11 protein-coding genes are annotated in these 12592 nt (G+C 29.4%); 2 read left to right on the top strand and 9 right to left on the bottom strand.

Translation table 11 applies throughout. The annotated features are described in order from the left end of the window. Positions 1-112 precede the first annotated feature (112 nt). Positions 113-1465 (bottom strand): phosphoglucosamine mutase, encoded by a 1353-nt coding sequence (gene glmM, locus CNEONATNEC86_RS01440; protein ID WP_125149623.1) that lies wholly within the window; start codon positions 1463-1465, stop codon positions 113-115. Between the two features lie 165 nt (positions 1466-1630). Then, a complete protein-coding gene (locus tag CNEONATNEC86_RS01435) occupies positions 1631-1936 on the bottom strand; it encodes a YerC/YecD family TrpR-related protein (protein ID WP_058293510.1) in 306 nt (101 codons plus the stop codon). Between the two features lie 267 nt (positions 1937-2203). Here CNEONATNEC86_RS01435 and CNEONATNEC86_RS01430 point away from each other — a divergent pair, with 267 nt between their 5' ends. Beyond that, entirely contained in the window at positions 2204-3691 is a 1488-nt protein-coding gene (locus CNEONATNEC86_RS01430; RefSeq protein WP_125149622.1) for an MBOAT family O-acyltransferase, read from the top strand. 14 nt (positions 3692-3705) lie between these two features. Further along, positions 3706-4665, top strand: coding sequence for a hypothetical protein (locus CNEONATNEC86_RS01425; protein ID WP_083498694.1), 960 nt, complete (start codon positions 3706-3708; stop codon positions 4663-4665). Positions 4666-4858: 193 nt separating this feature from the next. Here the strand turns inward: CNEONATNEC86_RS01425 and ilvC are convergent, their stop codons facing one another. The 7 genes from ilvC to agaF all read right to left on the bottom strand — a co-directional run bounded on the left by ilvC (position 4859) and on the right by agaF (position 12590). Beyond that, positions 4859-5884 (bottom strand): ketol-acid reductoisomerase, encoded by a 1026-nt coding sequence (gene ilvC, locus CNEONATNEC86_RS01420; RefSeq protein ID WP_058293512.1) that lies wholly within the window; start codon positions 5882-5884, stop codon positions 4859-4861. Positions 5885-6200: 316 nt separating this feature from the next. Continuing rightward, complete coding sequence (locus CNEONATNEC86_RS01415; protein ID WP_125149621.1) at positions 6201-7034, bottom strand: AIM24 family protein; 834 nt, start codon at positions 7032-7034, stop codon at positions 6201-6203. Positions 7035-7237: 203 nt separating this feature from the next. Next, positions 7238-8305 (bottom strand): butyrate kinase, encoded by a 1068-nt coding sequence (gene buk / locus CNEONATNEC86_RS01410; RefSeq protein ID WP_159135415.1) that lies wholly within the window; start codon positions 8303-8305, stop codon positions 7238-7240. A 97-nt stretch (positions 8306-8402) separates the two neighbouring features. Beyond that, the gene (ptb, locus tag CNEONATNEC86_RS01405) at positions 8403-9311 is read right to left on the bottom strand and encodes a phosphate butyryltransferase (protein WP_058293515.1); all 909 of its coding nucleotides are present in this window, start codon (positions 9309-9311) and stop codon (positions 8403-8405) included. Positions 9312-9643: 332 nt separating this feature from the next. Beyond that, positions 9644-10966: a class II D-tagatose-bisphosphate aldolase, non-catalytic subunit gene (locus tag CNEONATNEC86_RS01400; protein ID WP_159135414.1), complete on the bottom strand. Its 1323-nt coding sequence runs from the start codon at positions 10964-10966 to the stop codon at positions 9644-9646. Positions 10967-11259: 293 nt separating this feature from the next. Next, positions 11260-12114: a tagatose bisphosphate family class II aldolase gene (locus CNEONATNEC86_RS01395; RefSeq protein ID WP_125149618.1), complete on the bottom strand. Its 855-nt coding sequence runs from the start codon at positions 12112-12114 to the stop codon at positions 11260-11262. A gap of 44 nt (positions 12115-12158) precedes the next feature. Further along, the gene (agaF, locus tag CNEONATNEC86_RS01390) at positions 12159-12590 is read right to left on the bottom strand and encodes a PTS galactosamine/N-acetylgalactosamine transporter subunit IIA (RefSeq protein ID WP_058293518.1); all 432 of its coding nucleotides are present in this window, start codon (positions 12588-12590) and stop codon (positions 12159-12161) included. Positions 12591-12592 lie beyond the last annotated feature (2 nt).

Here is a 12592-nt window from a genome sequence, read left to right as displayed (position 1 = left end):
CAAGTCAGTCTATCCACAGATTTTCAATGAATATAATTTCCTAAAGAATAAAAAATAAGCATTTAAATATCTTGAAATGTTTAAATGCTTATTTAGTAATTCATCTATCTATTCAATTTGCATATTTCTTTTCTATTAACTCAGCTAATCCATGAGCCATCTTATCAATTTCTTCTTGATCTTCACCTTCTAGCATTACCCTTACTAGTGGTTCTGTTCCTGAAGGTCTTATAAGAACTCTTCCTACTCCATCAAGAGCATTCTCTATTTTTTTTATTTCTTCTTGGATTTCATCATCAGTTAAGTATAAGTTCTTCTTTTCATTTGGAATTGTCGCATTAGCAAGTACTTGTGGTAATTCCTTCATTACTGAACATAATTCTGATATCGATGCCTCTTTCTTCTTTGCTATTGTTGCAATTTGAAGTGCAGTAACAAGACCATCACCTGTTGAATTATAATCTAAGAAAATTATATGTCCTGACTGTTCCCCGCCTAAAACATATTTATCTTTAAGCATTTCTTCTAAAACATATCTGTCACCAACACTAGTTTTAATCAATTTAATGCCTTCTCTTTTACAAGCAATGTCTAATCCTAAGTTACTCATAACTGTTACTACAATTGTATCATCTTTTAGCTTTCCTATTTCTTTTAAGTACATTCCACATAACATTAAAATAAAATCACCGTTAATAAGATTTCCTTTTTCGTCAACAGCTAAACATCTATCGGCATCTCCATCAAAAGCAAATCCCATATCGCATTTTTTTCTAACCACATAATCCATTAATTCTTCTGGATGAGTTGATCCGCAATTTTCATTTATATTTGTTCCATCTGGATTATCGTTGATTATAAATACATCTGCACCTAAATCTCTAAATGTCTTTACTGCTACGTTATAAGCAGCTCCATTTGCACAGTCTAAAGCTATTTTTAAACCTTTTAAACTATATGGAACTGTACTTTTAGCAAATTCTATATAATCATCTAAAGCTGTTTTTTCAACTTTTTCTCTTTTTCCTATTTCAGTTCCTGTTGGACTTGGTACATTCTCAAATCCGTTTTCTATAACCCTTTGTATTTCATCTTCCAATTCGTCTGAAAGTTTATATCCTCTATCATCAAAAAACTTTATTCCATTATATTCTACCGGATTATGTGATGCAGAAATCATAACACCTGCATCTGCCTTATACTTTCTAGTTAAATATGCTACAGCTGGTGTTGGAACCACTCCAAGAACTACAGCTTCTGCTCCTACTGATAATATTCCTGCAATTAATGCAGCTTCAAGCATATCTCCTGATATTCTTGTATCCTTTGCAACTAATATTTTAGGCTTATGAGCTCCTTCTGTTAATACATATGCACCTGCTCTTCCTAAATTATATGCAGTTTGAGCTGTTAATTCTGTGTTAGCTATGCCTCTAACTCCATCAGTTCCAAACATTCTACTCATATTTTTCCCTCACTTTTTATAATTATATTATTATACTTTATTCTATAGTATTTATTATATTCTTCAAACTCTACACTATTTTATCATATTCCTTATAAAGTATAATATTTTTTATAATTTTTTACAACGCTATCTCCTAAATAAACAATTAATATGTGTCTATTTTTATAAATCATTATCCTTCATTCTCTCTAAAACCAAATTATACCCATCACTTCCATAATTAAGACATCTATTTACCCTACTAATAGTAGCCGTGCTTGCTCCTGTTATTTGGGCAATTTCAGAGTATGTTTTCTTTTCATCAAGTAATCTAGCTACATACAATCTTTGTGCTAAAGATTTAACTTCATTTATTGTCGCCACATCCTCAAAAAATTTATAGCATTCTTCTATATTTTGAAGCTTTAATATACCTTGGAAAAATAAATCTAATTCTTTACTTTTTATTTTTGATTCTAAATCACTCACACCTATCACCTCTACTATTGTTCTTTATCTAGATTATACATATATATCATTCTCTTTACAACTTTAATATAGCAAAGTAATAAATATCATTGTGTGTAACCTCCCAAAATATTACTTTCTATAATTACTCACTTGATTATTTGTAGTATTAAAGTATAATAAAAATGTTCAATATGCTAATTTATTGTAATTGATATTAATTATAGAAAAAAATCAATATAAAAGTTTGTTATATTTGTAGTGTATAAAACTTTAGGAGGAAATATTATGACATTTAACTCGCCAAACTTTCTTATATTTTTCCCAATAGTGGCTCTTATCTATTTTTTGATAGTCCCAAGATTCAGATGGATATGGCTTTTAGTATCAAGCTATTATTTCTATATGTGCTGGAACCCTAAATATGCAATAGTTATTGTATTTTCAACAATAGTAACATATATCACCGGATTATTAATACATAAAAGTAATTCTATCATTAATAAGAAAAAATCTATTTTTTATAAAAACTTTTTTCTTTTATCCTGCTTACTTATAAATCTAGGCATATTATTTCTATTTAAGTACTATAATTTCTTTTCATCAATTGTAATAAGGCTAGGAACATCACTAGATTTAACAATTAATCTTCCTACATTTGATTATATGCTCCCTGTAGGAATATCATATTATACGTTCCAAGTAATAAGCTATTTAATGGATGTATATAGAAATGATATTGAAGCAGAAAAAAACTTAGGAAAGTATGCTTTATTTGTTTCTTTCTTTCCATCTATAGTTGCAGGTCCAATTGAAAAGGCCAAGCATATGATTCCTCAATATAATTCAGTTCATAAGTTTGAGTATGACAGAGTAAAAAATGGCTTACTTCAAATGTTATGGGGATATTTCAAAAAGGCCATTATTGCTGATAGAATAGCTTTTTTAGTTAATACTGTTTTTAATGATCCTAGTAAATATTTTGGATATCAAATAGTTATTGCTACATTAATGTTTACAATACAGATATACTGTGATTTCTCTGGTTATTCAGATATAGCAATAGGATGTGCTAAAGTTATGGGCTTTTCACTTACTACCAATTTTAAAGAGCCATACTTTGCTACTTCTATTAAAGATTTTTGGAAAAAGTGGCATATAAGTCTTACATCTTGGTTTAGAGATTATTTATACATTCCTTTAGGTGGTAATAGAAAAGGTAAATTCAGAACTCAATTAAATGTTATGATTGTTTTCTTAGTAAGTGGATTATGGCATGGAGCAGCCCTTACATATATATTATGGGGATTTTTACATGGTGCCTTCCAAGTCATTGAAAACTTATTAAATCCACTTAGAGAAAATCTAATTAGGAGATTTAAAATAGATATAAATTCATTTTCATATAAATTTGGTCAAATATTAGTCACTTTTTTACTTGTAAATTTTGCATGGATATTTTTTAGAGCAAATTCAATACATGATATAAAAATTATATTTAGAAATATGTTTGTTAATAACCCTTGGATCTTTACAGATGGTTCTCTATTTAATTTAGGATTGAACTCAACAGAATTTATGCTTTCAATTATTAGCATTATCATTCTTATTTTAATAGATTACCTAAAAACAAAATTTGATTTACTTGATGAACTCTCTAAACAAAATATAGTTTTTAGATGGTGTATTTATATTCTTGCAGTATTATCAATACTTCTATTTGGAGTATATGGTTCTGGATATAATGCGCAGCAGTTTATATATTCTCAATTTTAGGAGGTGTTTATCTTATGGTAAAAAAATTTCTTTTTAAATGTTTAATAATAATATGCATAATATTAACCTTTATAATAAAAATGGCACCATATGTTGTAGATCCTGGTCATACAGAACAATTATATCAAGGATTGTATAATAAAGATTCATCATATGATGTATTATTTATGGGATCTAGCCATATGAATGGTATGATGGATCCAAGTGTACTTTATAATAAATATGGTATCACAAGCTTTAATTACGCGACTGGAGGCCAGCCAGTTAATGTAACTTATTATTTATTAAAAGAAGCTTTAAAGACTCAATCACCCAAAATAGTAGTTTTAGACTTATACTATTTTGGCCTTACTGATGAGTATGGTGATGAAGGCTATATAAGATATGTTCTTGATAATTTGAAGTTCTCTAAAAATAAACTTGAAGCTATAAACAATTGTGTTCCTAAAAATCAGAGATTAGAATACTTATTTCCATATATAAAATACCATGATAGATGGAGTACACTTACAGAATCAGATTTTGCTACTGATATAAAATTAGATCCATCAATAACTGGATATGGAGCTGGTGATAATCTGTATGGTGAACCTTTGGTAGAATATCAACATGGATCCGAAACAGGTGAACTACCTACTGAAAGTGAAAAATATCTAAATAAATTTATAGAGCTATCTAAAGAAAAAGGATTTAAATTAATATTTACAAATGCACCTTATGATTACTCGGCTAATAATACAGATTCCTGGTATAAAGATGATTCTGTATTATATAATACGATTTCATTAATAGCAGATAAAAACAATATACCATTTTTGAATTATTCTACAGAAGATCTCATGTCTGAAATAAACTTTGATTTTCCAAATGATATGAATAATGTAGGTCATACTAATATTTATGGTGCTGAAAAAGTAAGTTCAAATTTTGCAGATTTTCTCCATAATAATTACCAGCTAGAGGATCACAGATAATGTATGCAATACATGTTCATGTTATGAATAACTAGTTTTTATATTATATTTATGAGTAAACTCTGTAGATAAAATTCGTCACAGATACCCTCCTAAAATCAATATAATGTTTATAAAAAATAGAAAAAGACCATTGGAATAAGAAATACTCCTATTCCAATGGTCTTTATATGTTATTAAAATAACTAATATATTAGTTATTTATTAATTTGTCATTTTCATTATTCCAGCTGTAAAGCTTACGAATTTCTTCTCCAACCTTTTCAGATTCATGTTCAGCTGCTAACTTTCTCATAGCTTTAAAGTGAGCTTGTCCTCCAGCTTCAGACATATCTAATAAGAAATCTTTTGCAAAAGTTCCATCTTGGATATCCTTAAGGATCTTTTTCATAGCTTTCTTAGTATCTTCAGTTATAACCTTAGGTCCAGTGATATAATCACCATATTCAGCTGTATTAGAAATTGAATATCTCATTCCAGCAAAACCTGATTGATAAATAAGATCTACGATTAACTTCATTTCATGAATACATTCAAAGTAAGCATTTCTTGCATCATATCCAGCTTCTACTAATGTTTCAAATCCAGCTTGCATAAGTGCACAAACACCACCACAAAGAACTGCTTGTTCACCAAATAAATCTGTTTCTGTTTCTGTTCTAAATGTTGTTTCAAGTACACCAGCATTTGCTCCACCAATTGCAGCTGCATATGCAAGTGCTTTTTCTAAAGCCTTACCAGTAGCATCTTGATGTACTGCCACAAGACAAGGAACTCCCTTACCTTCTTGATATTCGCTTCTTACAGTATGTCCTGGTCCCTTTGGAGCGATCATTGTTACATCAACATCTTTAGGTGCTACGATTTGACCAAAGTGAATGTTGAATCCATGAGCAAACATTAACATGTTTCCTGCTTCAAGATTTGGTTCAATATCTTTCTTATACATTGCTGCTTGTAATTCGTCGTTAATAAGGATCATGATTATATCTGCTCTTTTTGCGGCTTCTGCTGCAGTATATACTTCAAATCCTTGTGCTTCTGCTTTTGCCCATGACTTACTGCCTTCATATAAACCTATAATCACATTGCATCCTGATTCCTTAGCGTTTAATGCATGTGCATGTCCTTGGCTTCCGTAACCAATTACAGCTATTGTTTTACCATTTAATAATGATAAATCACAGTCTTGTTGATAAAAAATTCTTGCTTCTGCCATTATATAAAACCCCCAAATAATAAATTTTGTCTTAAATTTGCATTACTTACAATATATTAGGTTGTAAGTTATGTAACTTTAAAATTATGATTTAATTTTAAAATAGGCTATCAAACTTCTAATAATTTAATAACTTTTACTTAAGATTTTTAACGATTTTTCATCATTTCGTTATTATTTTTAGTATAACAACGGCAATCTTTTTTGTCAATCCATACTTTTAATAACTGAAACTTCAGTGTTTATATTAGCCTATTTTATCATATATTGTATAAATCACCTTAAACACCTATACCAGTAAAATTCACACGATTATTTACACTTCTGTATTAATATCATTCTGCGATTTTATTAAATCTTCCATTGGTTTTGTTCTTAATTTATTATAGATATTTTTTGTTGGAATAAGCCAAACCTCCCCAGATCCTCTATATACATTTACAAATCCCTCACCACTTGTTAATGATCCAACTATTGATTTAGATGATTTTTCTACTGAAAATTCTATATTCCCAGTTCTTAATATTGCAAAATTTCCATCAACTTTTAACGTATCATTTATAAGAACACACTTAAATATTTCACTCTCAGGCACAGGAATTTCAAGCGCAACTATTCCACTTCCAGATAATTTAGTTTGATACAACCCCTCATTTCCTAATAGGCTAGATGATAAAGTTCTTTGCATAGCCACTCCTACTTCAACATCTTCTTCACATGCATAAAACATTCCATCGTCAACTATAATTTCATCATCTTCTAATTCAATTAATGCAAAATGTCCAAACGATGGCTCTAAAAATATTTCTCCTGTTCCCCTATAAGAGGGCTTAAATGCTGTTTCTCCTGTTAATTTACTTGAAATTATTTTTTTCCCTAATCCTAAAACGCCACCCATTTTACTATAGATATTAATATCTCCCTTCATGTAGCTCAACGCTCCAGGTTCTAGCCTTACTGTACTATCATCTAATATTATTCTAATCTGCTTTAACTTTATTCCGCTTTCTTTCATTATATTTAATCCAAAAGCTGTTTCAATGTCTGTAGCTCCATCTAAACTATCATATTGTAATATTTGAAACTTCGAATCATTTTCCATTTCATACAGCATTCTTAACTTATTACTAAAATTTAATGAACTTCTCATATGTCCTCTCCTATTTCATCTAAATAATATTATTTTCATTATATAATATTATAGACAGGTTGTATAAAAGTTTATTCATTAGTTCTAAAAATTATAGTTAGTGACTAGTCTAAATTATAATAGGTCTTATCATTTTTTATAAAAAAAAGAACTATACAGAGCATAATTCACTTCATATAGTTCTTTTTAATTAATATTTATTCTTAATATACTTTTGCTTTTTCTTCTCCACTTAAAACACTTATAGCACCTTGAGCTAATGCTAATAATTCATCTTCTCCTGGATATACAGTTACTGGTGCAATCCATTCAACATTTGCTTTTAAATCTGGTATAAGTGTTGGCGAATATGCAATACCTCCAGTCAAAATGATTTGATCAACTTTACCGTTTAAAGCTGCTGACATCTCTCCAATTGCCTTAGTTATTTGATATAAGAAAGCTTTATAAATTTTTTCACATTCTTTATCTCCAGCTTCCATCTTATCAATAGTTCCTTTAACGTCATTAGTGTTTAAGTAACCAACAAATCCACCTTTTCCAACTACTTTGCTATATACTTCTGCTTCAGTATATTTTCCACTAAAGCACATCTTTATTAAATCTCCTGCTGGAACTGATCCTGCCCTTTCAGGTGAGAATGGACCATCTCCATCAAGTGCGTTATTAACATCAACAACTTTACCATGTTTATGAGCTCCAACAGAAACCCCTCCGCCCATATGAACAACAACAAGATTTAAGTTTTCATATCCTTTTCCAGATTCTTTTCCATATCTCTTAGCAACAGCTTTTTGATTTAAAGCATGGAACTTACTCTTTCTTGGGATATCAGGTGTTCCAGATAATCTTGCTACATCAGCAAGTTCATCAGTAACAACTGGATCGACAATATATGAAGGAATACCTAACTCATCAGCAATTGATCTTGCTAAAATCCCACCTAAATTTGAAGCATGTGGTCCTTGAACTCCAACTTTTAAGTCTTCTACCATTGCATCATTAACTGCATAAGTACCGCCTTCAACTGGCTTAAGCATTCCACCTCTACCAATAACAGCATTTAATGTCTTTATATCAAAGTTTTTTTCATTTAATACTTTTAATATTACATCTTTTCTAAATTGGAATTGATCAAAGATTGTATCAAATTGTTTTAATTCTTCATTAGTATGTCTTAAAGTTTCTTCAAATAATTCTTTTTCATCTTCATAAACACCTATTTTAGTAGATGTTGAACCTGGATTAATTATCAATAATTTGTGAGCCATTTTCTTTCCTCCATATATCTTTATAATTTATTTTTTATTTCATTCTGAAATATTTTTAAAATCACACTCCAAATTTTCCTATTTAATTTGGAATAAATTATTTATTTTTTGCTGCAACTAAAGCTGCTAAGGCAATTGAATTAACTTTTGTTTCAAATGTATCAGCTCTTGAAGTTAATATAGCTGGTGCAGATGTTCCAACTAAAAGACAACCATTCTTAGTTGGTGCAAAATATGTTAATGTCTTATACATTACGTTTCCTGTTTCAATATTAGGTAACATTAAAATATCAGCTTGTCCAGCCACTTCACCTTTAACACCTTTATGATGAGCAGCCTCTAAAGATATAGCATTATCTAAAGCAAATGGTCCATCAACTACGCATCCTTTAAATTGTCCTCTATCACTCATTTTAGCTAATAATGCTGCATCTATTGTTGATGGCATATTAGGGTTTACAACCTCTACTGGACATACAACACCAACCTTTGGATTTGGAAGACCACATGCATGAGCTACAGAAACTGCATTATTTATTATTGCTACTTTATCTTTTAATTCTGGATATGTATTGAATGCAACGTCTGTTAAGAAGAATAATCTATCCCATCCTTCTATTTCAAATACAGAAACGTGAGACATTACTTTTCCTGTTCTAAGACCGACTTCTTTATTTAATACACTTCTTAAAAATGTAGCTGTATCAACTAATCCCTTCATTAACATATCTGCATTTCCACTTGATACAAGCTTAACTGCTTCTAATGTTGCTTTTTTAGGATCTTTTACATCCATTATTTCAAAGTCTTTTAGATCCATATTGATTTTATCTGCAATCTCTTGGATTTTTACTTTATCTCCTACTAATACTGCCTTTGCTATTCCTCTTTCATTAGCTTCTTTTATTGCTTCCAAAACTGGTTCATCTTGTGCTACTGCTACTGCTACCTTTTTAGTTTCAATTTCTTTTAACTTTGAAAATAAATCATCAAAATTCTTACTCATCTTTGCACCTCTTATTTTTTATAATAAATTTATTTATATTTTACTAATAGATTTAATTAACTTCATACATTATTAATTATCTCAATTCGTTAAAATTATGTCAATCAAAACTATCATTATTTCTTATCTAATTTAATTTTAACAAATTTATTTTAAAAATCTTGATTTTTCAGAATATTTTTATAAACTTTTCTAAACTACAATCATTTACTTTCTTTTTAGTGGTATTTAATGAAATAATTTCAACCATAAAATTGAAAAAAATACACAAGAGTTATTGCATAATCAAAACATTCACGTTAATTATGTAACAACTCTTTTAATCTATATAATTATTTTTTTCTTATTGCATAAATATAGTCTTCTATATATTCTCCAATTATATCTTTTAGTAAATCGTAAGCATTTAACTTTAAATCTCCTTCTCTTACCTTTTTATATTGATTATGCATATACTGACTTAAAACTGTAAGAGGAATCTCTGCATTTGATAAATTATCTAACATTTTATTTAAAGCAAATTCTACATCTTCATCTGGCATATAATATCTGCATCGATCTGATAAACTATATTTTCTTTCTAATTTAACTTTATATCCAGTTCCGCTATAATGTTTACTCCATTGAGCAGGATTTTTTATCATGGTAAAATCTAATATTTCCTTAAATTTTGATAGCTCAATATTGGAATCATATTTTAATAATTCTTCTTCAATGCAATTCAATAAAAAAGCTCCTTCTCTAAATGCAAATGTAAGTGCTGGACCTACTTTTAATATTATATATCCATCTTCCACCATCTGCCTTAGTGCATATCTTGTTTGATAATCAGTTGAATGTGCTTCAAAAACTAAATTATCATATTCTTTAATAGCTTTTGATAATTCTGATGCTGCCTCTCTGTCATATTCCCAAACACTATCAGAACCGTATTCAACGCCTGGTTGTACAACAATACCAACAACATACTCAAATGCATTTTCCACTCCATGCTTCTTAAAAGATTCTTTAAATGTTTCTACTGTTTTCTTAAAGTGTTCTACCTTAGTAACCTGCATTCCTTCTTCTACTTCTTCTTCTGCTTCAGCACCTCCTGGAATAGGTACTTCACTACCAATAATATATACTGGATGTACTGCATCAGTATCTTCTTTTAATAAATCCTTATATGCATCTTCAGCTACTTTACATAGTATTCCTGCTCTTTCGGCTATAATACCATCTCCAAAATCACCTTTTTCAATATCACCCTTTATCGGCATACTCGTATCTATATGAATTTTTGTAAATCCAGCCATAACATATTGTCTTATTAACTCTTTTGCATTTTCCATAGCTTGTTTTTCATCTGTTTCTTTCCAAGTTAAAGGTCCTAGGTGATCTCCTCCTAATATAAGCTTATCCTTTGGAAAATCATTTTTTTCACATAAATCATATATAAATTTCTTATACTCTAGTGGTTTCATACCTGTATATCCACCAAATTGATCAACCTGATTAGCAGTTGCCTCTACAAGTAAATACATATCAGTATTCTTTATTTTATCCATAGCAGCTTCAATGACAAACTTATTTGAACAACAAACAGAAAATATTCCATCATGTTTTCCTGATTTATAATTTTTTATTATATCTATTATTGGATGTTTATACATATATTTACCTTCTTTCATTGCATTAATAAAAATATTTTTCACATAATAGCATTTCAATTCAAGTTAGCTTTATTTGTTGTTTATCATCAAAATTACAGCGTAGGTTGTAATACCTACGCTTCACATTATGTCATGTCTATTAAAGTTTTACGAGAAATTTCCTACTATTGTATTTGTATTTTTTTTATTATAAAATATAGTTGCTTATTTGTTTTATTACTTAGATGTACTAAGTAATAATCATTATTATCAGCTTAGGATTTATTTGACCATTTCCTAAGCTATTTTTTGTTTTAATATCTATTTGCACTTCCACATACTTCAATCTTATGTTTAACTATCTCTTTCATAGCTTCTTTTCCTGGTGTCATGTATTTTCTTGGATCACTTTCTTTTGAGTTTTCGTTGAAGAATTTCTTTACTGCATCAGCAAAAGGTATCTTTAAGTCTGTCGCAACATTTACTTTACATATTCCAAGCGAAATAGCTTCTTTAACTAATTCATCTGGTACATCAGAAGCTCCATGTAAAACTAATGGAATACTCACTTTACTTCTGATTTCTTTTAATCTTTCAAAATCAAGTTTAGGTTCTCCTTTATATAATCCATGTGCAGTTCCTATCGCTATTGCTAATGAGTCAACATTTGTTTTATTAACGAATTCTGCTGCATCATCAGGATTAGTATACCTTGTATCTTTCTCATCAACTACTAAATCATCTTCTCTTCCACCAAGTTTTCCAAGCTCAGCTTCTACAACTGCATCATATCTATGTGCATATTCCACAACATCTTTAACAATTGCTATATTTTCTTCAAAAGGCTTTTTTGAAGCATCTATCATACATGATTTAAATCCAATATCAATATCCCTCTTTATAGCATCTACATCTTCAAAATGATCTAAATGTATCGCTATTGGGACATCATATTTGTTTGCTGCTACTTCTGCCATAGCTTTAATATAATCAGGACCTGCATAATCCTCTATTGTTGAAGGTGTTCCTGCTATAATTACAGGTGATTTCATTTCCATAGCAGTTTCTGCTACCACTTGTAATGTTTCCATATTGTGAATGTTAAATGCAGGTACTGCATAACCTTCACGTTGTGCTTTTAAAAGCATTTCTCTTGTTGATAATATCATTGTAAATTACTCCCTTCTTACTAGAATTAAAATTTTTAATAACTTTAAATTCCATCATTAAGATTCTCATCATCAAGTTGTTTTTCTTTTAGTTTAAATATGTTTATTCCATTAGCACCAGCTTCTTTTGCTGTTTCTATTAAATCTTTCAGCTCCACATTATCTCTTCCAAGTACTACTTCTAATAACATAGGTATATTGGTTCCAGATATAACTTCTATGTTTTTATTTATTAATTCTTCCTTTAAAAGTACAGAGTTTGTAAATGGAGACCCTCCTGCTAAATCAGTTAAAATAAAGATATCATCTCCAAAGTTGTTTATAGTTTCCTTAATATTATTTTTCAATTCAGCAGATCCTTGCCCATCTATAAAATCTATTCCTATGACATTTTCTTGTTCGCCTGCAATTAATTTTAATGTGCTTAATAAGCCTGAAGCAAAATTTCCATGACCTGATACTATTATTCCCACCATAT

This window comes from Clostridium neonatale, from assembly GCF_900465025.1.
Taxonomy (GTDB): Bacteria; Bacillota; Clostridia; order Clostridiales; family Clostridiaceae; genus Clostridium; species Clostridium neonatale.
The sequence above is the reverse complement of the archived record's forward strand: the minus strand, read 5'-3'. Positions and strand labels throughout refer to the sequence as shown.